22 protein-coding genes and 1 tRNA gene are annotated in these 23,010 nt (G+C 62.7%); 14 read left to right on the forward strand and 9 right to left on the reverse strand.

What is annotated here, in order from left to right; translation table 11 throughout:
- The first annotated feature begins 75 nt into the window (after positions 1 to 75).
- Entirely contained in the window at positions 76 to 1,698 is a 1,623-nt protein-coding gene (locus GYH35_RS11760; protein ID WP_161828503.1) for a bifunctional aspartate transaminase/aspartate 4-decarboxylase, read from the forward strand.
- A 13-nt stretch (positions 1,699 to 1,711) separates the two neighbouring features.
- Positions 1,712 to 3,430, forward strand: a complete 1,719-nt coding sequence (locus GYH35_RS11765) for an aspartate:alanine exchanger family transporter (RefSeq protein WP_161812034.1) — start codon at positions 1,712 to 1,714, stop codon at positions 3,428 to 3,430.
- Here GYH35_RS11765 and GYH35_RS11770 read toward each other — a convergent pair.
- From GYH35_RS11770 to GYH35_RS11780, 3 genes are all read right to left on the reverse strand, one after another.
- Positions 3,406 to 4,644: an RNA polymerase sigma factor gene (locus GYH35_RS11770; RefSeq protein WP_161828504.1), complete on the reverse strand. Its 1,239-nt coding sequence runs from the start codon at positions 4,642 to 4,644 to the stop codon at positions 3,406 to 3,408. The two genes, GYH35_RS11765 and GYH35_RS11770, sit on opposite strands and share 25 nt — an antisense overlap.
- Entirely contained in the window at positions 4,644 to 4,994 is a 351-nt protein-coding gene (locus GYH35_RS11775) for a YciI family protein (protein WP_161812036.1), read from the reverse strand. The genes GYH35_RS11770 and GYH35_RS11775 overlap by 1 nt, the downstream gene beginning before the upstream one ends.
- 106 nt (positions 4,995 to 5,100) lie before the next feature.
- A complete protein-coding gene (locus GYH35_RS11780; RefSeq protein ID WP_161828505.1) occupies positions 5,101 to 5,574 on the reverse strand; it encodes a MarR family winged helix-turn-helix transcriptional regulator in 474 nt (157 codons plus the stop codon).
- 43 nt (positions 5,575 to 5,617) lie between these two features.
- On the opposite strand from GYH35_RS11780, the gene GYH35_RS11785 reads away from it, so the two are divergent.
- Entirely contained in the window at positions 5,618 to 7,117 is a 1,500-nt protein-coding gene (locus tag GYH35_RS11785; protein ID WP_161828831.1) for an FAD-dependent oxidoreductase, read from the forward strand.
- Here GYH35_RS11785 and GYH35_RS11790 read toward each other — a convergent pair.
- Positions 7,053 to 8,120, reverse strand: a complete 1,068-nt coding sequence (locus tag GYH35_RS11790) for a GGDEF domain-containing protein (protein WP_161812038.1) — start codon at positions 8,118 to 8,120, stop codon at positions 7,053 to 7,055. The genes GYH35_RS11785 and GYH35_RS11790 overlap by 65 nt on opposite strands.
- A gap of 198 nt (positions 8,121 to 8,318) precedes the next feature.
- Between GYH35_RS11790 and GYH35_RS11795 the strand changes: the two genes are divergently transcribed.
- Together GYH35_RS11795 and GYH35_RS11800 are read left to right on the forward strand one after the other, a co-directional pair.
- A complete protein-coding gene (locus tag GYH35_RS11795) occupies positions 8,319 to 10,178 on the forward strand; it encodes a sensor histidine kinase (protein WP_161828506.1) in 1,860 nt (619 codons plus the stop codon).
- Complete coding sequence (locus GYH35_RS11800) at positions 10,163 to 10,852, forward strand: response regulator transcription factor (RefSeq protein ID WP_161812040.1); 690 nt, start codon at positions 10,163 to 10,165, stop codon at positions 10,850 to 10,852. Before GYH35_RS11795 ends, GYH35_RS11800 begins: the two co-directional genes overlap by 16 nt.
- On the opposite strand, the gene GYH35_RS11805 is transcribed toward GYH35_RS11800, so the two are convergent.
- Positions 10,822 to 11,730, reverse strand: coding sequence for a LysR substrate-binding domain-containing protein (locus GYH35_RS11805; protein WP_161812041.1), 909 nt, complete (start codon positions 11,728 to 11,730; stop codon positions 10,822 to 10,824). The genes GYH35_RS11800 and GYH35_RS11805 overlap by 31 nt on opposite strands.
- Positions 11,731 to 11,854: 124 nt before the next feature.
- Between GYH35_RS11805 and GYH35_RS11810 the strand changes: the two genes are divergently transcribed.
- From GYH35_RS11810 to GYH35_RS11820, 3 genes are all read left to right on the forward strand, one after another.
- Complete coding sequence (locus tag GYH35_RS11810; protein ID WP_161812545.1) at positions 11,855 to 12,250, forward strand: RidA family protein; 396 nt, start codon at positions 11,855 to 11,857, stop codon at positions 12,248 to 12,250.
- Position 12,251: 1 nt separating this feature from the next.
- On the forward strand, positions 12,252 to 13,421 hold the full coding sequence (locus GYH35_RS11815; protein WP_161828507.1) for an oxidoreductase: 1,170 nt from the start codon (positions 12,252 to 12,254) through the stop codon (positions 13,419 to 13,421).
- A gap of 205 nt (positions 13,422 to 13,626) precedes the next feature.
- On the forward strand, positions 13,627 to 14,232 hold the full coding sequence (locus tag GYH35_RS11820) for a helix-turn-helix transcriptional regulator (protein WP_161812043.1): 606 nt from the start codon (positions 13,627 to 13,629) through the stop codon (positions 14,230 to 14,232).
- A gap of 71 nt (positions 14,233 to 14,303) precedes the next feature.
- Here the strand turns inward: GYH35_RS11820 and GYH35_RS11825 are convergent, their stop codons facing one another.
- A complete protein-coding gene (locus tag GYH35_RS11825; RefSeq protein ID WP_161828508.1) occupies positions 14,304 to 17,072 on the reverse strand; it encodes a protein kinase domain-containing protein in 2,769 nt (922 codons plus the stop codon).
- A gap of 299 nt (positions 17,073 to 17,371) precedes the next feature.
- Complete coding sequence (locus GYH35_RS11830) at positions 17,372 to 17,959, reverse strand: NAD(P)H-dependent oxidoreductase (protein WP_161812045.1); 588 nt, start codon at positions 17,957 to 17,959, stop codon at positions 17,372 to 17,374.
- Positions 17,960 to 18,117: 158 nt separating this feature from the next.
- Between GYH35_RS11830 and GYH35_RS11835 the strand changes: the two genes are divergently transcribed.
- The 3 genes from GYH35_RS11835 to GYH35_RS11845 all read left to right on the forward strand — a co-directional run bounded on the left by GYH35_RS11835 (position 18,118) and on the right by GYH35_RS11845 (position 19,933).
- Positions 18,118 to 18,351 carry a hypothetical protein gene (locus tag GYH35_RS11835; RefSeq protein ID WP_161828509.1) on the forward strand — a complete coding sequence of 78 codons (234 nt, stop codon included), beginning with the start codon at positions 18,118 to 18,120 and terminating at the stop codon, positions 18,349 to 18,351.
- A 175-nt stretch (positions 18,352 to 18,526) separates the two neighbouring features.
- Positions 18,527 to 19,153 (forward strand): NYN domain-containing protein, encoded by a 627-nt coding sequence (locus tag GYH35_RS11840; protein ID WP_161828510.1) that lies wholly within the window; start codon positions 18,527 to 18,529, stop codon positions 19,151 to 19,153.
- Positions 19,154 to 19,618: 465 nt separating this feature from the next.
- On the forward strand, positions 19,619 to 19,933 hold the full coding sequence (locus GYH35_RS11845; RefSeq protein ID WP_161828511.1) for a hypothetical protein: 315 nt from the start codon (positions 19,619 to 19,621) through the stop codon (positions 19,931 to 19,933).
- 363 nt (positions 19,934 to 20,296) lie between these two features.
- Here the strand turns inward: GYH35_RS11845 and GYH35_RS35420 are convergent, their stop codons facing one another.
- Both GYH35_RS35420 and GYH35_RS11855 read right to left on the reverse strand, forming a co-directional pair.
- A complete protein-coding gene (locus tag GYH35_RS35420; protein WP_407700204.1) occupies positions 20,297 to 20,425 on the reverse strand; it encodes a phage integrase central domain-containing protein in 129 nt (42 codons plus the stop codon).
- Between the two features lie 65 nt (positions 20,426 to 20,490).
- A tRNA-Leu gene (locus GYH35_RS11855) sits at positions 20,491 to 20,577 on the reverse strand.
- A gap of 98 nt (positions 20,578 to 20,675) precedes the next feature.
- Between GYH35_RS11855 and GYH35_RS11860 the strand changes: the two genes are divergently transcribed.
- The 3 genes from GYH35_RS11860 to GYH35_RS11870 are packed head-to-tail and all read left to right on the forward strand — an operon-like array spanning position 20,676 to position 22,979.
- Positions 20,676 to 21,278 (forward strand): RNA polymerase sigma factor, encoded by a 603-nt coding sequence (locus GYH35_RS11860; RefSeq protein ID WP_161812049.1) that lies wholly within the window; start codon positions 20,676 to 20,678, stop codon positions 21,276 to 21,278.
- Positions 21,251 to 21,883, forward strand: coding sequence for a hypothetical protein (locus GYH35_RS11865; RefSeq protein WP_161828513.1), 633 nt, complete (start codon positions 21,251 to 21,253; stop codon positions 21,881 to 21,883). Before GYH35_RS11860 ends, GYH35_RS11865 begins: the two co-directional genes overlap by 28 nt.
- Positions 21,884 to 21,902: 19 nt before the next feature.
- Positions 21,903 to 22,979 (forward strand): PDZ domain-containing protein, encoded by a 1,077-nt coding sequence (locus GYH35_RS11870; protein WP_161828514.1) that lies wholly within the window; start codon positions 21,903 to 21,905, stop codon positions 22,977 to 22,979.
- Positions 22,980 to 23,010: the final 31 nt, after the last annotated feature.

The raw sequence follows: 23,010 nt of genomic DNA on the forward strand, positions 1-23,010 counted from the left end.
CTGGCCCTAGGTCCAATTGTCTGGACAGGAGAGCGTGGCGAACTCTGCAGCTCACAAGCTGCGGATGGTTGTCACATGAATACCGGAACCGGGGGACTCGACCAGCTCAGCCCATTTCAGCTGAAGGATCGGCTGATCCGCTATGCCCGGGCCGAGTGCGTGAGTGGCGCCGCGACTCACAAGTTTTTGAACGCGGGCCGCGGCAATCCAAACTGGGTCGCGACCACGCCTCGCGAAGCGTTCTTTCTGCTGGGCCAGTTCGCCCTCGCCGAATCGAAGCGGGTCTGGGATGAGTGGGACATCGGCGGCATGCCGGACGCCGAAGGAATCGCCGGCCGCCTCGATTCATTTCTCTCCTCGTTGGCAACGAGTCCGGGCTCGATGCTGCTGCGGGGAGCGATCGATTACGGTAAATCCGAGCTCGGCTTCAATGCCGATGCTTTCGTGCACGAGCTGACGGACGCGGTTATCGGTGACAACTATCCCGAGCCCGACCGGATGCTCACGCACGCCGAGCGCGTCGTGCAGCGCTATCTTGCGAAGACGATGTGCGAGGAGCGTCCGCCGCCAGGTGCCTTCGACTTGTTTGCGGTCGAGGGCGGAACTGCGGCGATGTGCTACGTATTCTCGAGCTTGCGCGAGAATCGTCTGCTTCACACCGGCGATACCATAGCCCTCGGTACGCCGATCTTTACGCCTTATATCGAGCTGCCACGTCTCGAGGACTTCGCATTTCCCGTCGTGGAGATCGCACAGAGCCGGATGGCGAGCGACCATCACGCGTGGCAATACAGCGACGTAGAGATCGACAAGCTGGCCGATCCGAAAATCAAAGCGTTCTTTCTGGTCAACCCGTCGAACCCGGCGTCGTTCGCCATGCATCCCGCCACGCAGCAGCGGCTGGTGGATCTGGTGAGAAACAAACGTCCCGACCTGATCATCCTGACCGACGACGTGTACGGCACGTTCGCAGAGGGGTTCCGCTCGCTCGCCGCCGATCTGCCGCGTAACACCGTACTCGTCTATTCCTATTCGAAACACTTCGGTTGCACCGGCTGGCGCCTGGGGGTGATCGGGGTTCATCAGGAGAACATCTTCGATGAGCGAATCGCAGCGCTGCCGGAGCGCGATCGGCTGGCGCTGCGCAAGCGCTATGGCTCGCTCACGATGAACCCCGATGGGCTGAAGTTCATAGATCGGCTGGTCGCCGACAGTCGTGACGTGGCGCTGAATCACACTGCCGGGCTGTCGCTGCCCCAGCAGGCGCAGATGACATTGTTCTCTCTGTTTGCGTTGCTCGATCGTGACGACGCGTATCAGCGCCGATGCCGGCAGATCGTCAAGGAGAGATTGGGCGCGCTCTCGAAAGGGCTCGGCTTGGACATTCCCGAGGACCCGCTGCGGGTTGCTTATTACGTCGATCTCGATCTCGCCGTGTGGGGGCGACAGGTCATCGGTGAGGATTTCGCCCACTATGTCGCGGCTCATCACGCGCCTCTGGATCTCGTGATCGACCTGGCGCAGCGGCACGGCTCGGTGCTTCTGAACGGCTCGGGCTTCGAGGGGCCGCCATGGTCGGTGCGCGTCTCGCTCGCGAATCTGGATGCCGACGCCTACGAGGCGATTGGGCGCGATCTGAAAGCGATGGCGCAGCAGGCGCTCGAGGAATGGCGGAGATCGAAAGGGCCGCAGCGATGATCGAGGACTGACCGTGGCGGAGCTCTATCAGTTTCTGCACAGCCAGCCGTTCTTCACGATATTCAGCGTCGTCGCGCTCGGCATGTGGCTGGGGGCGAAGAAGATCGGGGGCATCTCGCTCGGTTCCGTCGTGTGCATCATTCTGGTGGGCTTGCTGACGAGCGTCACTGCTTACAACGTGGCTGACGTCTCGCTGGCGCTCCCGGATGTTCTGCAAACCGTATTCTTCAATCTTTTCATCTTCGCGATCGGGGTGAAGATCGGCCCGCAGTTCTTCTCGGGCCTGGAGCGCGACGGTTGGCATCTCGTCGCGATCGGTCTGCTCGTCGCGGTGCTCGCTCCGGTGCTGGCGTATGCGTGCGACTGGTTGTTCGACTGGCCGGAGGGCGCAGTCGCCGGCGTGCTGGCGGGCTCCAACAATTCATCAGCGTCCTTTGGCGCCGCGACCTCCGCAGTTCAGTCCGGTGGACGCAAGATCGCATCGGGCGGCTCAGTCGACACCGTGACTGGCGCGTTGTCCGCGGCTTTCGCACTTTGTTACACAGTGAGTCAAGTGGAGTTCGTGCTGCTGATGAAGCTGCTCCCGAAGCTCGCCCGCTTCGATGCACCGGCCGAAGCGCATGCCTTCGAGATGTCGATGCGTGGAGATCGGACCGCGCCGCTGCCGGGAACGGTCGAGGCGGGCGAAGTTGCCGATGTATCCATTGCCGTGCGCGCCTATCGCGTCGAAGCGACGACGATTGGCGGACGAACCGTTGCGGAGATCCGATCCAAGGCGCCACGCGTATCTATCGAGAGCGTTCGCCGCGAGAATCGTTGGTTGACGCCGGATGAAACGTTGAAGCTCGAGCCCGGTGATGAGGTTGTGGTGGAGGCGCCAGTTGCGGCACAGGTGCGCGTGCGCGAAGCGCTCGGGCCGGAAATTCCCGATGTGGAGGCGCGCTCGCGCAGCCCTGTGCACACTGTCGATGTCGTGGTCGGCCGCCGCGATGTCGTCGGCAGTACGCTTCCGGAGCTCATGACACGACTTGGACCGGGACTCTATGCAAATGCATTGTTTCGAGCCGGTGCAGAGTTGCCGCTCGGCGCCGGGACGAAGCTGAAGATGGGCGATGTGATTCGGGTCACCGGTGCTGAGGCGAAACTTGCGTGCCTTGGAAAGGAAGTCGGGCAGGTCGTACGAGCGACTCACATCTCGGACGTGCTGACACTCGCTTTGGGGCTGCTGGTCGGCGCCGCGCTCGGCGCGATTCCCGTGCCGATGTTCGGTATCAGCATCAGCTTCGGTGCGGCGGCGGTGCTCGTCACGGGCATCGCCTTCGGTTGGTTGAAGACGAGACATCCTGCGTTTGGCGGGCCGATTTCCGAGGGCGGCCGCAGTCTGCTCGAAGTTCTCGGGTTGAACACCTTCACCGCGGTGCTCGCCATCAACTCGGGTCAGGCAGTGAACGAAGTGATGCATGGCGGGCCGGTCTGGTCGCTCATCCTGAGCTGTTTGATCATCAGCGCCGTGCCAGCGCTCATCGCCTGGTGGATTGGCCGCCACGTGCTGCGCATGAATCCGGCACTGCTGATGGGTGCAATCGCAGGCGCGAGGCAGAACACATCGTCGATGCAGGCAGCGCAGGAAGAGTCGCAATCCGCGGTGCCGGGAATCGGCTACCCAGTGCCGCTCGCGATCACGACAGTGGCGCTTTCGGTGGTAGCCTATTTGTTTGCCTTGTTCGCTTGAACTGCTGCAAGCCGGCCTTGCAGAAACTCGCGTTCGGCATTGTTCTCGCATCGCTCGATGGCTCTTGTGTATGACGCTGCAGCTTGCTCGTTGCGGCCGAGACGCCGCAGAAGGTCTGCGCGGATCGCGTGAAACAGATAGAACCTGTCGAGGTCGGCGGCTAGGGCATCTACCAGTCGCAGCGCCGTTTCTGGTCCATCGACCTCCGCCACCGCGACGGCACGATTCAGCGCCACTACCGGAGTCGGTTGTATCGCCAGCAGTTGATCGTAGAGTCGAACGATCTGGGGCCAGTTTGTTTCGGCGGTGCTCGCGGCAATCGAGTGTGCCGCGTTGATCGCCGCCTGGATCTGGTAGGGGCCGGGCCGATTGTGACGCAAGCAGCGCTGCACGAGCTTCAGCCCTTCGGCCGTCAATCCGGCATCCCATTTACTACGATCCTGATCCCGCAGTAACACCATCTGACCGTCGCTGCTCACGCGCGCGGCACGGCGAGCATCCGTCAATAGCATCAGCGCAAGCAGCCCTTGAACTTCCAACTCATCGGGCAGCTCGCTCAACAGGACGCGAGTGAGTCGTATGGCTTCCGTGCACAGCTCGCCGCGTGTGAGCTCAGCGCCAGCGGTCGCGGCGTAGCCTTCATTGAAAATCAGATAGAGAACTGCGAGCACCGGCACTAGGCGGGCGGGGAGCTCGCTCGCTTCAGGGATTCGATACGGAATTCCCGCGTCGCGAATCTTGCCCTTCGCGCGCACCAGACGCTGTGCCAGGGTTACTTCGGGAATAAGAAACGCCTTGGCAATTTCCGTGGTGGTCAAACCGCCCAGCAGCCGCAGCGTGAGCGCCACCTGTGCGCTCGTTGCGAGCGACGGATGACAGCAAGTGAAGATCAGGCGCAAGCGGTCGTCGTGCACGGTTTCGTCCTCGTCGAGCGGCTCGTTCGTTTGCAGCAGCGCCGCCTGCTCGTAACGATCGAGTCGCGAGCTGTCCTTGCGCAGGCGGTCGATGGCGCGGTTGCGTGCGGTCGTGATGATCCATCCCGCCGGGCTGGGGGGCGGCCCCTCCTTGGGCCAGCGCTCGACCGCGGTAGTGAATGCGTCCTGCACGGCTTCTTCGGCAGCATCGATATCGCCGAATGAGCGCGTGAGCACCGCCACCGCGCGTCCATATTCCGCACGGAAAATGCCAGCGATGTCCGCTCGTGAAAGCGCCATCACGCGCCGTTGTGCTGGAACGGCCTCACTTCGATCGGCAATGTAATGGCGCGCGCGAGTTTGCGGCCCCACTCGAGCGCCGCGTCCAGATCGGGTGCTTGAATGATGTCGAAGCCGCCGAGATGCTCCTTGCCCTCGATGTACGGCCCGTCGGTCGTCAGCATTTTGCCGTCCTTGAACGTCAGCACCGTGGCGGTGGACGCCGGATAGAGGCCGCCACCGAACACCAGTGCGCCGGCCGCCTTCATCTCGCGAATCACCTCGCTTACGTCGCGCATGATCGGGTCGAGAACCTCGGGCGGGGGCGGCGGGCCATCGGGCTGATAGATGCTCAACAAGTAGTGCTTCACTGTCTGGTCCTCTGAGGTGAGCCGGGCGATCCGATACCGCCTGGTCTGCCTATACGAACGACATCGGTCCGAATCGACACCCGTCCCGTGCATCGGGGAAAAAACGTCAGCTTTGCAACGCATCCGCAAGTTTGCGCATGAGCCGCAGCAGCGCTTCGAAGTCTTGCGGCTCCCACGAATCCAGGATCGCGCGGGCGAAGCGCTCGCGCGCGGCGTCGATCCGGTTCGTCATCGTTTTGCCCTGAGGGGTGATCGCAACTTTGCGGACACGACGGTCCACGGTGTTTGCCTCACGCCTGACCAGCCCCAACGCTTCCAGCCTCGAGATCTGTCGACTCACGGTCGTGTAGTCGCGTCCGGCCCGATCCGCCAGCTCGACCAGGCCGATGGGGCCGAGTCGCTCGACGCTCACCAGCAGCGGAAACAATACGCCTTCGAGCGAGATTCCGGCCGCGCGCACCATGTACTCGTCCCGTTGCGGACGGTTCAGCTCGCCCATGATGTCGATGAGCGATCGATGTAAGTCCTTGAGCTGCTGAGACGAAATATGTGCAGCTTGCACTCGTTTCGGGGGCGGCATAGGGTTTCTCCAGATATGTGCACATTACACATATGGAGCAAACATCATGCAAGATGACTCGACGGATGTGTTGATCTGTGGCGCGGGGGCAGCTGGGCTGACGCTCGCGATCGATCTCGCGCGGCGCGGCGTGCGCTTTCGATTGATAGAAAAAATGCGTGAGCCGTTTCATGGCTCACGCGGCAAGGGCATTCAACCGCGCACGCAGGAGATCTTCGAGGACCTGGGCATTCTCGATCGCATCGTCGCGCGGGGAGGCGTATATCCGCCGCAGCGGGAATATCGCAGCGATGGCAGTCACGTTGAATCGAATCCGATGGAGCCACGCGAGCCTACGCCTGCGGAACCGTATCACATCCCGCTCATGATCCCGCAGTTTCTGACCGAACGCGTGATGCGCGAGCGGTTGGCTGAGCTCGGGCACCTGGTGGAGTTCGGATGTGAGTTGATGGGATTCGAGCAGGACGACACCGGTGTGTCGGCGAGACTGCGCTGTGAGCGTGGCGAGGAACGCCTCAGAGTGCGTTATCTCATTGGAGCCGACGGCGGGCGTGGCTTCGTGCGAAGCGCGCTCGATATCGAATTTCCAGGCAAGACGCTCGGCGTCCGCGCGCTGGTTGCGGACGTGGTGCTCTCAGGTCTCGATAGAACTGCGTGGCATCGATTCAATTCCGAGTCGATGGAGACGCAGATTTCGCTGTGTCCTTTGGCGGGCACGGAGCTGTTTCAGATTCAGGCGCCCATCCCGCTCGAGGGTGAGGTCGATCTATCGGTGAGCGCACTGAATGTCATGATTGCCGAGCGCACGGGTCGAAACGATATTCGCATCCAATCGGTGTCATGGGCTTCGGCGTACACCATGAATGCGAGGCTCGCGGATCGCTATCGCGTGGCTCGCGTGTTTCTGGTCGGCGATGCCGCACACATTCATCCGCCGACGGGCGGGCAGGGGCTCAACACCAGCGTCCAGGATTCATATAACTTGGGCTGGAAGCTGGCGGCGGTCATCGAGGGGCGTTCGGATTCGCTGCTCGACACCTATGAAGAAGAGCGACGACCGATTGCCGCAAGCGTGTTGGGGCTTTCAACCCATCTGCTTGACGCAGCCAAGCGCGGCGATATGCGTCGCGGCCGCGAAGTCCATCAGCTGGATCTCGGGTATCAGAAATCGTCGCTCGCGATGGAAAAGCCGCCACGAGCTCGGGGTGTGCGCGCTGGCGATCGAGCTCCCGATGCACTACTGCGTGGCGCAGGCGGGCAGCCGAAACGTTTGTTCGAATTGTTGGCGGGCCCGCACTGGACACTGCTGGGCTTCGAGGTCGATCGGAATGGCGTACGACCGCGAGCGGGATTGCGGATTCACACGGTCGGCAGTCGCGGCGATCTGATCGACGACGACGGTCATTTCGAGAACGCGTATGCGGCGTCACCGGGCGATTGGGTGCTGGTCCGGCCAGACGGTTACATCGGCGCGATGGTTACGTCTCAGGAGATTTCTGTCCTGGAGCACTATTGGCGCCCATCGCCGGATCGTACAGCGTGACGCGGTTGCGACCGGCGTGCTTGCCGGCGTACATGGCCTTGTCGGCGCGATCGAGCAAGGTTTCGAGCGAATCGCTCGCGGTGCTGGCGGCGACGCCGATCGACAGGGTCACGCGATCGATGGATTGATCCGTACCGCTGCGGCGTATCGAGCGGGAGGCCGTCGCGGCGCAGATCCGCTTCGCCAGCACCGTCGCACCTTCGAGCGTCGTGTCCGGCAGGAAGATTGCGAACTCTTCGCCGCCGATTCGCGCTGCGATGTCGCGTCCTTTGATGCTGTCGCAGATCAGCTGCGCGACCGAGCGGATCACTTTGTCGCCGAGCAGGTGACCGTACGTGTCGTTCAGCACTTTGAAGTGATCGATGTCCGCGAGCAGCATGACGCCACCTTGGATCGACCCCGCATCCTCCACGAAGGACTCCGCGCGCTGCTCCAGCCCGCGTCGATTGAGCATGCCCGTCAGCGGATCGAGCTTCGCCTGATGTTCGGCCTGCTTCAGCTGCTCGGTGAGCTGGCGGGCCTCCTGGGTCGAGCGCTCGAGCTGTTCGGACAGTTCGTGCGTCACGATACGCATGCGCTCGGTGTCGGTGATCAGCTCGGTGACAATGTTGGTGATCAGGTCGATCGCCAGCGGCTGCGTCAACTGGCTCTTGTGAATCTGCAGCGTCTGGTTGAACTGGGAAGCCTCGATGCCGGCGCTGGAGGCGGCCGTGGCCGTATCCGACAACAGATTCTGCAAGCGCTGATGCATACGCTCGAGCACTTCGGCATCGCGGGCAATGACGAAGTTCGCGTGCAGCCGCCAGACATCGTCGTCGCTGAGCGATTCCTTCCGCGCCAGGCGCTGCTCGAGCTCGTTGCTCAAGCGCGGGTTGATGCCCGAAACGTGCTCATACCAGATGGTATACGTCTGAGGGTGGTAAGCGGCACGGTGTTGAGCCATCAATGGCAGCGTCAAGCGCAGGATTTCCGCGCTCCTTTCCTTCGTTTCTGTGTATCGCATGTTGCTGCTGACGCCGGTCGACCGGACTTGTCTTTGGTGCCTGGCCTCGACCCCCTGCAGGCCGGGCGTAGCGCGCTCGATGTGTAAAACGTTTCGACGAAAAGGCGAGTTGTAACTTATGAATGTTGCGGAACCTTGCGAAACATTGCAAAAGGGTAGACGCCGCGCAGACGGTTTCCTACATTTGCGGCCGAGCCGATGACCGGCTGGTGTGCGCCCCTGTATTTCAAAGCTCTCCTCATCGGCCTGCTGCTCGGACTCCTGCTCAGCGCCTCGGCATCCGCCCACGATCTGGTGACCTCGCGTGCCGTCCTGGTGGACCCCGACGGCGACCTGGACATCGAGGGCGCAGCCGCGAGCGAATTCAAGGACGCTGGATCGATTCTCGTTGGCGGCTTTACCGATGCGGCGTACTGGCTGCGCATCACTGTGCGAGCGCCGCGGGACGGCGGAACGTTCGAGCTGCGCATCCGGCCGACCTTCCTCGATGAAGTCGCGCTCTACGAGCCAGATCCGGCACGGCCGGGTGCCTGGCTGCGACGCGTGACGGGCGACCGCCACGCTAATCCGGGCCGCCCGGCGACCACGCTCGGATTCCTCATGGCGCCGCTGCGGGAAGAGACCACCTACTACCTGCGACTCAAGACCACCAGCAGTTCGCTTCTCGTCGTGGACGCGCTCGAGCCGGCGGCTGCGCGCGCCGATGATGTCGGCCGGGAGTTGATGCATGCCATCTATCTCGGCGTCATGCTCTCGATGGCGGTTCTGGCGCTGCTTGGCTTCATCAATCTGCGCTCACGCCTCGCTGCGGTTTATCTGTTGTATCTGGCGACCCAAACTGCGTCGTTCGTCGGGCTCAACGGCTATCTGGCCCACTTCATTCCCGCCGCTTACGCTCACTGGGGCGACACGATTACCAGCCTCCTGGTGATGGGCAGCGTCGCCACCGGCGTACTCTTCTACCGTCACTTGTTCCGCGACTACGCTGCTTCTGCTCTAGGCTTGCGTGTTCTCGATGTCTTCCTGCTCGTCTTCATCGCCGAGCTCTGCCTCATGGGTGTGGGCCAGACCCGGCTCGCACTACAGATCAACGGCAACGTCGTGCTGCTGCTCAGTGCGCTAGCGCCGGTGATCGCGCTGTCGATGCGCTCAGGCCCTGAACGTGAGCGCCGTATCATCTGCGGGCTGGTCTGGCTGCAGGCCGGCGCTCTCGCCATCATGATGATGCCGCTGCTCGGACTGCTTGCGTCGCGCGTCGAATGGATCGTGGATGCGCCCTTGAGCCAGGGCGTGGTCGCCGCCGCTGTGATGTGTGCCATTTTGCATCAGCGCACTCGCGGCCTGGTCGAGGCGCGGCGGCACGCCGAGATGGAAATGAAGATGACCCACAGCCTGCTCGACGCCGAGCGCAAGCGCGCCGCAGAGCAGGCACGCTTCATGGACATGCTCACGCACGAACTGAAGACGCCGATCGCCGCGGTGAAGATGGTCTTTCAGTTGCCCGAAGCCTCCGACAGCGCACGGCGCTACGCACTGACGACGCTCGATGACATGGACGCCGTCGTCGAGCGCTGCCGGCAACTCGATCTGCTCCAACAGGGCCGATTCACGCCGCGCCGCGAATCTTGCCGAGTGGATGCTTTGCTGGCCGAGATCCTCGCGTCCTGCCCGGCTTCGCACCGGTTGCGCCTGGCAACCGGGCCCCTGTGCGACATCGAGAGCGATCGGCATCTGCTGAAGATCGCCATCGGCAATCTGGTCGACAACGCCCTCAAGTACTCCGCGCCCGGTTCGGACATCGATTGCCATATCGAACGGTGCGAGGGCGGCGGGCAGGCGCACATCCGCTTTTCCATCGAAAACCAGCCCGGCGCGGCCGGGCTGCCCGATCCGGACAAGCTGTTCGAGAAGTATTACCGCAGTCCGCATGCTCACAAGCACACCGGCTCGGGTCTCGGTCTCTATCTCGTCCGGCACCTGGCCGAACTGCTGGACGTCCGTCTGAGCTACGACCAGGTTGACCAGCGCGCGCGTTTCACCCTATGGATCCCTGCTTAAACATCGTCGTCGTCGAAGATCACGAAGCGCTGCGCATCATCACCGTCGAAGCGCTGCAGAGCCGGGGACATCGGGTCATCGGCGTGGAAAGCGCCGAATGTCTGCAGGAAACATTGGGCAATCAGCCGCTCGATCTGGTCGTGGTCGATGTCAATCTGCCGGGCGAGGACGGTGTCAGCCTGGCGCGCCGCCTCAAGCAGAGCCATCCGGATCTGGGTGTGATCGTGGTCAGTGTGCGCGACCGGCTGGACGACAAGCTCGGCGCTTATGAGTGTGGGGCGGACCTTTATTTGACCAAGCCCGTCTCCGTTGAAGAACTTTGCGCAGCGGCGGCTGCTCTGGGGAAACGACTCCAGCGCGTGAGTCACCCGCCACGGCGGGGCTTCAGCTTGGATCTTCAGCAGATGCGGCTGCGTGGTCCAGCCGGCGAGACGCCACTTACGGCGCAGGAAGCGACCGTGCTCGCCGCGCTAGTGCGCGCGCCCGGTCATCGCCTCGAGACCTGGCAGTTCCTCGAACAACTCGGCTGGGTCGATACGACGGGCAAGATGGCGCTGGAAGTTCCGATGAGCCGTCTGCGGCGCAAATTCACTTTGGTGGGCGCCGCCGCCAATCCTCTCATCGCCATCCGCAAACACGGTTATCAGCTCGGCTGCGACGTCGTTATCGATTGAACGCGTGCCTCCGCTCGAAGCCACTCCGCGGTGGCGCTCACGTGCGGGGCTGCGGGTCGATCGGATCTCAGGACCAGATGATACGTGTGCCCCGCCATCACGGGTCCGAACGGCTGCACCAGGTGACCGGCGGCGAGTTCTTCTTCCACCAATGGCAGACTCAGCAGTGCGATTCCTTGGCCCGCGACTGCTGCTTGAATTGCATGCCCTTCGTCCGAGAAGCGCAACTGTCCTGGCGCCGCGCTCCATGGCAGCTGCGCTCGGGCAAACCAGCTTTCCCAGGTCGGGTTGAGCGGATGCGCTCGCTTCCACTGAAAGTGTATGAACGTCACGCCATCCAGATCTGCGGGCGAAGTCACGCCGAGCTTGGAATGAACCACCGGCGCGTAGCGATCGGCGAACAGGACTTCGCTCGCAACACCGGGATAGGGTCCTTCGCCATAACGGATCGCGATATCGACGGCGCTGTCCACGAGATCGACGACTTCGTCGGATGCATTGAGTAGCAGATCGATCTCGGGATGCTGCTCGTGAAACCGTCGCATGCGTGGCACGAGCCACTTCGCGGTGAAGGCATTGGTCGCCGAGATCGTCACCTGCGCTCGTTTCTTCGTTTGCACCAGGCGTGCGAGCGTCGCCTCGAATGCATCGAAGCCCTCTTGCAAGACCGGGAACAGCTGCACGCCAGCGTCGGTCAGCTCCACCTTCCTCGTGTCGCGCTTGAACAGCGACAGTCCGGTGTGCTCTTCCAGCGAGCGAATCTGATGACTGATCGCAGTGGGCGTAACGGCAAGCTCGCTGGCAGCCCGCTTGAAGCTGCCCAGCCGCGCAGCGGCTTCGAACGCACGAAGAGCCGAAAGAGGAGGGAGTCGACGCATGATGCAGAGCTGAGTTGAGCTCACCTTATGCCTGAGAATTTCGAGTTTGTCGATTTGCGGCGCCGGCCGCATCGTTGCCGTGGACGGGCGCTTCGCCCGCCGATGTCACATGAGGACTGCAATGATGTTGGAACGAATCGTCACTCGACCGGACAACTACGCTCCCTTCCTGCTCTCGCAGGGAATCAAGTTCGGCAACCTGATCTTCATCTCCGGCCAGGCCGGCGCTGACGACAGCGGCAGGATCGTCGAGGGCGGCTTTCGCGCACAGGGCGAACAAGCGTTCGCGAACTTGCGCCGCGCACTCGAGGCCGGCGGCTCCAGCCTGCAGGACGTGATCAAGGTCACGATCTTCGTCACGGACATGGCGAACTTCGCGCAGGTCGTCGAGCTGCGCAGGAAGTATTTCTCGGCGCCGTATCCTGCGGACACCATCGCCGAGATCAAGGCGCTCTACGACCCGAAAGCGATGATCGAGATTGAAGCGATCGCAGCCGTGCGCACGGGTGGGAGCAAGTAGCATGAGCTCACAGCAACATCGAACGAGCGCCGATGTTCCCGCAGCGTCGCCGCTCTTCACGGCACTCGAATTGGGTGGGTTGACTCTGCGTAACCGCGTTTCAGTCGCGCCGATGACACGAGTCAGCGCGGCAGAGGATGGTCGCGCCACTCGGCGGATGGCGGAGTATTACTCCGCCTTCGCCGCAGGCGGCTTCGGTCTCGTGATCACCGAAGGCACGTATACGGACAAGGCGTTCTCGCAAGGTTACAGATATCAGCCGGGCCTGACGGATGACACTCAACGAGATGCATGGAGCCGCGTGGTCGAAGGGGTGCATCGGCACGGCGGCCGAATTTTCGCGCAGCTGATGCACGCGGGCGCGTTGTCGCAGTGGAATCCATATAACGGCGGGACGCGCGGTCCGTCGGGAGTGAAGCCTCGAGGACAGCAGATGACTGTCTATCACGGCAGTGGCGACTATGCGTTGCCCGAGCCCTTGTCGCAGGAGGAGATATCGGCGGCGATTCGCGGTTTCGCCGATGCCGCCGTGCTCGCTCGCGAAGCCGGCTTCGATGGCGTCGAAATTCATGGCGCGAACGGCTATCTGGTCGACCAGTTTCTGAGCGCGGGCGTAAACCTTCGCGACGACCGCTACGGCGGCGGCATCGAGCGACGGGTGCGGCTGATGGTCGAGGTGGTCGAAGCGGTGCGGGCGGCAGTCGGCCCGACATTCGTGGTGGGAGTGCGCATCTCCCAAGGCAAGGTGAATGATTTCACCTACAAGTGGAGCGAAGGCGAGGCGGCGGCCGCCGTCGTGTTTGGAACGTTGGACTCATTGCCGGTCGACTACATCCACACCACGGAGTTCGAGGCGTGGCAGCCGGCGTTCGGGGCTGGACTGAGTCTCGCGGCATTGGCGAAGAAGTATTCCCGGAAGCCGGTGCTGGCCAATGGCGGGCTGCATGCGCCGGCGCAGGCGACCGGCATGATCGAGCGAGGGGAGGCGGACTTCGTCTCGCTGGGGCGCGGCGCATTGATGCATCCGGATTGGGTGCGACGGGTAAGCGAAGCGCGAGCGATTGAGGAGTTCGATCGAGGGTTGATATCGCCGATCGCGGACCTGGAGAACGCCAGGCGACACCGCGAGCGCATGCGCGCTCAGTCCCGTAGCGCCGTGACGACTCCGTGAGAAGTCCGTGAGGATTCGCGCCGCTGCTGGCCTTACGGTCGATGGGGAGGCGGAACAGGGTTTCCGCCTCGTCGACCCGACGGCTTTCCGAGGCTACCGATTTATGTTCAGTGACGTGCGTCTCGATGGCGCTGATGATGCGACCGACAAGCCCGCTCGGACCGTCCCAACGGTAATTCGCATCGCGCCACAGGTGCCGGCCACTGTGCGCACTCTGGCCCTCGAGAGTGCGGCCGTGCTCGCGGCGATGGAAGCGCTCTCGATTCCGGCCTTCGTCTGCGATGGCGCGGGTGCCGTGCAGGCGCTCACCCCTATGGCGGAAGTGCTCGTTCGAACCGATCGCGGCCTGTGCCTGAAGTCACACCGTCTTTGCGCGGACAACGTCGTCGAAGCGCAGGCGATCGATGATGCGATTGCTGCCGCGGCACTCGCTCACGCCCAGGTAGCCCCTCCGACACATCGGACGATCGTCGTGCGCGGCGGCCGCAGCGAAGGCCCGCCGCTCGTGCTCGAAATCATTCCTCTACCGCGGCGGGAGTACGAAGCTGACCTCGCTCCTCGCGTGCTGGTCGTCGCGAGAGGCGCGAGGGTGCCAAACGAACGCAGAGCCGCGGTGGTACAGGCAGCGTATGCGCTCACGGGGGCGGAGACGCAGATCGCGATTCAACTCGGCGCTGGCGAGACGCCCCAGGCTATCGCCGCCGCCCGAGGCGTCGCCGTGGGCACGGTGCGCGCTCAAATAAAGACTATCTGCGCCAAGCTCCGCGTCAGCCGTCAGGCCGAGTTGGTCGCGCGCCTCAACGATCTCTGAGCACCCGGTCACAGAATTGGATCTTCTATCCAATTTGGGAGATGCAGTGAGTGTGTGCGGCCGCTAGGGCGTCAAGGAGTCGGCGATCGCGCAGCTACCACCGAGTGCCGCAGCTCTTCGGCGGCGACTACCTCGGTTTGCGCCGATCCCATCTTCCGCAGACGATCCAAGGCTGGTTCGAGCAGCTTCATCGCTTCGGCGCCACGGCCTTGAGCAGCCAGCAGTCGTCCGCGCAGTAGCTCGAGGCGCGGCGCCCAATCGCGCTCGGGCGATGCGGTTTCGAGCGCTTTGGGATCGAGCGCAGCGAGCAGGGGTTCAATGTCCTCAACGGGGCGCTTGGTCTCGAGCAGCGATCGGGCCAGGAAAAACTCCAGTCGCTGCGTTTGTGGATGTCGTTCGCCCAGCTGTTGGCCCAGGCGCGCCCGCGCCGATTCGAGATGCGCGATCCCGCTATCGCACTGGCCAGCCTCGCATTCGTGTACGCCGAGCAGCCCTTCGGCGAGCGCCGTGAAATGACTCTCGGTGCCGGCGTCGCGCAGATAGTGCTCGTAGCTCGTGCGGCTGGCCGCGAGCGCTTCCTGCGGACGGCCGGTACGGGCGTAGATAACGGACAGAAGTCCAAGCGTTTCGTGCGCGTAGAGGTTCGCGGGGTTGTGTGCCACCAATGTCTCGTACGCCTCACGCAGCAACGGCTCGGCTTGCTGGTAGCGGCGCTCGAGCACCAGATTGATGCCATAGAGATTCTTGAAGCGCGCGCCCGTCGGGCTGGCTGCGCCACCATCCCGACGCAAGGTTTCGAGCCCTTCGGCAAACAACGGGTCGGCCTGCTCGAAGCGGCCCATGCGTGAATAGAGCGTGGCCAGATTGGCCAGCCATTTGAATCGCGCGGTGCCATCGTTCGGATCGATCTGGCGCTGGCTCTCCAGCGTGGCTTCGCAATCACCGACGGCGCGTTCGTAGTCCGATGTCATGATCCCGTGATAACAACGCGCGCGATACGCGGCGAACAGTGCGCGCGGATCGTCGACAGCTTGGCGCTGGAGCACGGCGTCGGCTTCCGCAATCAGCTGTGCCGCCTCATCGAAGCGCGATGCCTCGGTCAGGTCCTGCGAGAGCCAGTACTGTGCCTGCAGGCTGCGCGGATGTTCGGCGCCGAGGCTGGCGCGGAACAGCGCTAGCGCCTTGCGATCCTGGTCGATCGCGGCCGACAGATCCGTCAACTCACCGTACACCTCACCGGCCGAGGCGCGGATTGCGGCTTCGATCGCGGGCTGTTCGCGAAACCGTTCGCCGATGCGATTCAGCGCGCGGTCTACGGCTTCGCGCACGGTCGGTGTCTTTGATTCTCCGATGTCTTCGTACGGCGCGGCCGCGGATAACACTTCGCGGCTGAAGAAGTCGCTGACGGCCTGCGCGACCGCCGCCTGCTCGCGGGCCGCGCGCTCGGATCGCAGGGCGTTCAGATAGAACCAGATGCCTACAGCGAGACCGACGCACAGTGCCGAGACTGCGGTAATGAGCCATGGTCGTCGCGCGCGCAGACGTTCCAGCTGGCTTGCCGTCTCAGCGGCGCGCTCGCGTAGTTGCTGTTGAGCGCGCAAGTCTTCGCGACGTGCGTCGAGCTGGCGCAGGCGCTGCGCGAGCTCACGCGCAGAAGTCAGTCGCCGTTGCGGATTGCCATCGACGGCCGACGCGATGTCGCTGCGGAGTACCTCGTCGGCTATGTCGCGCTCCCAGCCCGGAGCCAGCGGCTTGCGCAGGTCGCCGACGACGAGCTGATACAGCATGACGCCGAGCGCGTAGACGTCCGATGGCGCGGTGGCGCTGCCATCGGCGATGACTTCTGGCGCGAGGTACAGCGGCGTGCCGCCGCTCGCCTGAGTTTGCGTGAAGCCGAGCCGCGTGATGCCGAATTGCGCCAGGCGGTCGAGCTGCAGCAGATGTGCGCTACCGAAATCGGCGAGGCGTGTGCGCCAGCGGCCGTCGCCCGTCGCTTCGACGAGGATATTTCCGGGCTTCATATCTTTGTGGAGCACGCCGACTGCATGCGCATCGGCGAGGGAATCGGCGACCGACGCGAGCAACTCGAGGCGCTGCTCGAGCGGTACGCCGGCAGCGCCGCTCTGCGCCTGCCACCATTGCAGCAGATCGACACCGCCGTACTCGCATTCGATATAGAAGGGCGCCAGCTCGAAGTTCCAGTCCAACACCTTCACGAAGTCGTCGCGCTCGCCCAACTGCTGGCTCAGCATGCGGTAGAGCGTGACCTCGCGCTTGAGGCAGGACAGCCGCGCGCCGTCGACGCTGATCTTGAAGACGCGCTGCTCGCCGAGCTTTCGATGACGCGCGAGCCATACCTCGATCCCGCGGTTGGCTCCGAGCGGCGCGACGAGCTCCCATTGGTCGCGCCCCGGCAGCGTGCCGCCGGTTTGCAGTGTCACTGGCTGTGCTTGAGTGCTGGACGCGGCTCGCACCTGCACCGGGACCGCCAGGCGATAGCCGAGACGGTGCACCGTCGTGATGATCGTTTGATCGCGATCGCCAAGCGCGCTGCGCAGTTTGCTGATGGCCTGATTCAGCGCGCCGTCGGTCACATGTTGGTGGCCGTAAACCGCCTCGACCAGCTCATCTTTGCGCACCACTTCGCCGGCGCAGCGGAGCAACTCCCGCAGAACTTGCAGTGGCCGCGGCTCCAGCTCCACGGGTTGGCCGCGCACACTCAGTCGCCAGCACGCCTCGTCGAGTTCCGCGTCAGCGAAACGCCAGATGAAACTCGGTACATCGCCCTCCGGCGGTGCGCCGCCGTTGCTGTTCCGTTGATCTCCGTAGCCCACGTCCATCCCATCCCGGTAATCGCGCCACCGATACCTAAACGCTATAAAAATGTCTACGCGGCGGAAGCTGAAGTTTGCAGGGATGCCAAGCAGAGCGGTTCTGCTGACGATTTGCGGGGCTGTGTCCGGAGATGCGGGACCTCTCTTATGCGGAAGCTCAGGTTGCCGTCCTTCTGCTCGTAGTCATCCGCGAACTCGCCCGTAGCCGAGCGCCACCGACGCATTCTCGCCGAGCGATGTAGGCCGTGCGGTCCAGCGCGGGTCCAACAGTGCGGAATGCGGGCATATCGCTATGCGGGCAAGCGCTAGGCTGCTTTTTCGACGAGCGTCGTAATCTCTGCAAGCCATGCGGCGCGTTGCGGGGCGGTGCTCCCCGACACTGGTCCGTACACGCGCCTCACAACATTGGTGACGCCGCACAGTCCGAAGATGCATTTCTTCCAGAGGGTTTCAAGCGGATCGCCGAACGCGGCGGCCTCACGCTCGGCCGGTGTATTGCTGGTGTTAACGACAATTGCAATTCGGGCGCGTAGCAGGCCAACGGGCACGCCTTCGAACCCCACGCCATCAGGATAGGCGTACGCAGTGTTCAGCCGGAACACGCGATCTATCCATCCCTTGAGAATGGCTGGCGGCTGACCCCACCAGTTGGGATGGAAAACGAGTATCAGATCGGCGCGCGCCAGTTCTGAACAATGCTGCTCGACCAGCATGTTCGATGAGCCCACGTTGCCGTCTTCCCCAGTCGGTTGAATCGGGTCGAAGCGCTCGGCGTACAGATCGTGAAAGGCCGTCTCGTAGCCTCGAGCGACAAGCACCTGCTCCGCTGCGGACGCCATGGCGTGACTGAGGCTCTTCGAGCTCGGATTGGCGACGACGATCAAGGCGAGCATGGCTGCGATCTCGTTCGAAGGAGCGGGTGGGATCATATCTTATGGCGCAGATCGTTCGTGAGCTCCACTGAGAGAAGCATTGAGGAACGGACGTCTTCTGCGCTCGTCGAGGAAGTGCTCGAGTGCTCCGCGTACTTCTCCGCGCAAGACGGTGCTACATGACGGCCACGGCAGACGCCGCGCGCATTCGCGCGGAAGTCCGAGAACTTCAGAAAGCTTCCGCGGTACTCGCGCGCATTCAATTCGCGGCGGAGTACGCCAACGAGTGTGGTGCTGACCTAGCTGATGCCGTCGCGGTTGTTCGCGCGCTTGTTTCCGCGGCGAGCGCGCGGATCGGCGCCACTTTATTCAAGGATGGAAAAGCTGATATCGAGGGCGAAGAGCTGCATTGAAGGCGGTCAAATGACCAAGCGGCTCCGACGTTTTGCCGGGGCCGCTCGCATCGGACTAGCAGAACCCCAGAAAAGAGAAAGGGGCCAACCCGAAGGTTTAGCCCCTTTTTCCGCCGTCCGCAGCCCGGCGGGGAGATGCGAGGATTATACGGGACCAAAGAGAAATTACTAGACCATGGCCAAAGTTTCGTTCTATGTCGATGGCTTCAACTTGTACCATGCCATCAGCAAGTTACAGCGCCCGCAGCTCAAGTGGCTCACCCTCCGGGTACTCGCCGCATCGTTTCTTGAGAAACAGGACACATTGGTCGGCGTGACGTATTTCACGGCGCCAATGGTATGGAACGCCGACAAGTACCAGCGCCATCGTGAGTACATCACCGCCCTTGTCGCGCAGCGAGTCGCGGTAGTCGAATCTCGGTTTCTCAAGAGCAAGAAATACTGCAACGGGTTCTCGCGAATCTGCGACTTCTATGAAGAGAAGCAGACGGACGTGGCATTTGCTGTGCGCGTCCTGACCGACGCGCATCTCGGAGTGATGGATCGAGCCATCTTAGTCACCGCCGATAGCGATCAAATTCCTCTCGTTCGGCAACTCGTTGAGTCCTTCCCAGCGCTCGCCGTGCATATCGCTGCTCCTCCAGGCCGGATGCGAGAGGCGCGGGATCTATGTAACGCGGCCTCGCATCGCTCGGAAATTTCCGAAGGCAGGTTGGCGACATGCTTGATGCCGCGGAACGTAACAGATGAGACGGGGCGGATCGTAGCTCGATGTCCGACAAGCTATCTACCTGCCAAGTAGGTGTCAGCTCTCACACGGCAGCGTCGATCTCACGCACACGCGTGAGCAGCTGCCCAATCAGAACTCACGACTCGTACACCACTTCCGGGGACGCGATCCCTTTCCGTACGATTGAATGCACGGATTGTCCATAGAGGTGCGTTCATATGATGAAAATCAGAGGTAAGTTCGAGTGCTCTATCGATATCTCACTCGTACTATAGATATTGGCTTGCTTCTGGCGTTTGTCTCTTGGCTTGATGGCTTGTCTGGCTGATCCGCTTCCAGGGCGACTGACGCAGAGCCTAGTTCTTCGACGCGATGTATCGATGCAACTCTGCGGCCGTCAAGGATGCTTTAGAGAATCGGATGGCTGATAATCCGACCGAGTACACTGGAGCATGATTCAAGTTGCTCATAGTCAGTCGCTTGTATCGCTCGTGCGCGCTGGGGGATTGTGATGTTTGTTGGGTAGGGGTGTTTTGAATGATCTATTGCTTTGATACGAGCGCTATCAATAGATTGTTTGATGATCCCGAATGGGAACCGATAGTCACGGCGCTTCTCTCGACTGGTTCTATTCGAATTACTGCCTACAACGTGCTGGAAGTCGCCAAGACGCGCGGCGATACCCGTCGTACGGCTCTGATGCAGATGATGGTGCGACTGTCTGATGGCAAGCGTCCGCTGGATAGGCCGAACACTATCCTTTTGACCTATGCAGCTGCCCATGCAAAGCGGGGGGCATCGGCAGTCGTTAACGTAGATCCGACACAAAGAATTAGCCACTTATGGACCTGAACCTCGATGCTGAAGCCCTAGTGAGCGTCGCTCAAGCGGGCCAAGGCAGCGATACGTTTCCGTCGCTGCACGCCCATGCTAAGTGCCATGCCGTAATCTGCCGCGACAAGCGTCGACGGCTCAAGGGCATTGATTTGGTCGACTTTCATCACGCGCTCGGTGCAGTGGTGTACTGCGACGCATTTTTTACGGACAAATCCACGCGGGTTGTGCAAACAACCAGTCCGGTGGCGTTGGACGTTGAGGTCGGCTGCAAGGTGTTCTCCGACGAAAGCGATAGCGCTTGCGGCGCTAGCGGCACGATGTGCGGCTCGCTCATCTTCATCCGCTCGCCTGGAATACGCCATTCGGCTGCATCGAAGTTTATTTCAGCCTATTTCGCCTGCCGGTGGCGACTGCGTACCGAAAGATGTGCCCAACGTATTGTTTCGTTCGATGTGCTGCCTCGTGTTTCCCCGCAAGCCTCAATCGGGCGTAGGGCAGCCAGGACATCCGTCGGCGTGATCCGTACTGGGAGCGGAGAGAGAACCTGACTGGCCACTCTCGATCGAAGGAGATGGTGCCGGCGGAGGGAATCGAACCCACACGCTTTTAAGGGCGGCGGATTTTGAGTCCGCTGCGTCTACCAGTTCCGCCACGCCGGCTACGGGAAGGAAGGGCGGCGATTATAGCGGAATGCCGTTGCCCGGCTACAACCACTTTTTTTGCGACCTTTTTCCGGCCAGCCGCATCAAACGAGGCGATGTCGCACTTTCAGGGTATCGAGGTCGCCGCTGAAGTGGTCCGGGCTGCCCAGGCGGGGGAGTCGCGGGCCCATGAGGCCATTTATCGGGCCTGTCGCCGGCCCATCTATACCCTGATCAGGCGCCTGGTGGTGCGCGCCGCCATTGCGGATGAGCTGTTCCAGGAGACGTTCATCGAGGTTCTGCGGAACATCGGCGCGTACACCGGGGAGGGGGCATTCGGCGGGTGGGTGCGCAGTATCGCGGTGAGCAAGTGCTTGATGTACCTGCGTTCGCCGTGGCATCGCAGCCTGCTGTACCTGGATAACGACGACGAATCCACGGCCCCGGTGGTGCTGCTGGATGGTGCTTCGCTGCCCGAGGCGCAGGCCTCGGCGAGTGCCGATGTGGAGCGTGCTTTGGCGACGCTGCCTGCGCTCACGCGCAGCGTGGTGTGGCTGCACGATGTAGAAGGTTATACACACGCGGAGATTGGACGCCTGCTAGGACGCACGGCGAGTTTTTCGAAGTCGCAGCTGGCGCGGGCGCATGCCCGAATGCGCGAGCTGCTGGAGCAACCGGCGGGATCAACGTCATGCACGCACGCATCGAGCACTTGTTAGGTCTTCGGGACGGCGAGCCGGTCGCCGCGGACGTGGCCGAGCACGTCCGGTTGTGTCCGATCTGCGCAGGCGAGCTGCAGCGTCTGTCGGCACTTCGCGAGGAAATGCGCGCGTTGCCGCAGTTCGAGCCGCCGGATCTGGCGTGGGAGCGGATCAAAGCCGCGATTCCTGAACCCGCGGATCGCCGATTCCGCCTGCGCAAGATCGGGTACGCGGCGGCTGCCGCGGCAGTGGTGACGCTGACGGTGATTACGTTGGTCGCAGGGCATGTCGACCGGCGCAGCGGTGCGACGACCGAACTCGCGACGGTTGAAGCTCCATTGCCGCAGATCGTCCCGCATGTCGATGAGCTGGTTGCGCAGTCTCAGCAGCTCGAGCAGCTGTTGCAGAAGCTGCCGGAGCGGCCGCGCATCGAGCGCGTGTCGACGGCCGCGACCATCGACACGATCGAGCAGCGCATTCAATGGCTGGATTTCCAGCTGTCCAACGCGCCGGAAGCTGATTTGAGCGAGGAGCAGTCACGTCAGCTATGGCGCGAGCGGGTGGAGTTGATGGATTCGCTGGTGAAGGTGCGCTACGCCGAGGCCGGCGCACTCTGGTTCTAAATAGTGGGAGCACAAGATCATGACGACCAGGTCATTGCGTTCGACGACGATGGTTCGCGTCGCGTTATTGGCCGTTGCCGCGGCGGTGGCGACCGCGTCGGTTTCGGCGGCGGAAGTCGAGAAGAAGCCCGAGCAGTCGCAGGCTGAGATCGAAAAGAAGCTCGAAGATGCGCGGCGCAGGCTCGACGCCGCCGCGCGCGAGGTCGCGCAGCTGAGCATGTCGATGTCGGACTTCTCGGTGCCTCAGATGCGGCATTTCACCGGCTTTGGACCGCCGCGCGCCATGTTGGGCATCAACCTCGGGCCGCGTGGCGAGGAGCAATCCGAGGGCGTCGCGATCGTCAGCGTGAGTCCCGGCGGCGCGGCTGAGAGCGCGGGATTGAAGGCGGGCGACGTGTTGCTCTCGGTCGGTGACAAGCAGCTGAAGCGCACTGACGATCTGACCGCGCGCGAAGTGCTGCTCAAGGAACTGGGCGAAGTGAAACCTGGTGAAAAGGTGCAGTTGCGTTATCGGCGCGACAATAAGGTGGCGACCGCCACCGTGACCGCACAAGGATGGGACCGGATGTTCACGACGCTGCCAATGGCGGTGCGCGGAAACATCGCGAAGACGATGGGGCCAGGCTTCCCGATGGGGCCGCCGCTAGGCGCGATGCGCGCGGTCGGCGTGTTCGGCTCGGCGGAGTTGGTGCCGCTGACGCCCAAGCTCGGTCAGTACTTCGGCACTGACAAGGGTTTGCTCGTGGTACGCGCGCCTGCCGACAGTCGCCTGAAGTTGGAAGACGGCGATGTCATCGTCGATATCGACGGACGCACGCCGGCGAATCCGGGGCATGCGTTTCGAATCCTCGGCTCTTATCAGGCGGGCGAGAAGCTGACGCTCAATGTGCTGCGTCAGAAAAAGAAGATGTCGTTCGACATCACGATTCCTGACTCGCCGGCTGCCGCGCGCGCACTGCCGTTCATGTTCCACGAACGGGTGGAAGGGCCGGACGGGCCGCACGAGGACATCATGATCGGCCCCGGTGGGCCGCCGCTGCCGCCGCCTCCGCCGGGTGAGCGCGGCGTCATCAGCATCGTGGACGAGCCGGCGTAAGCTCATCTCGAGCAGCCGTCCGTGGACCCTC

The organism is Steroidobacter agaridevorans (genome assembly GCF_009932555.1).
GTDB lineage: Bacteria > Pseudomonadota > Gammaproteobacteria > Steroidobacterales > Steroidobacteraceae > Steroidobacter > Steroidobacter agaridevorans.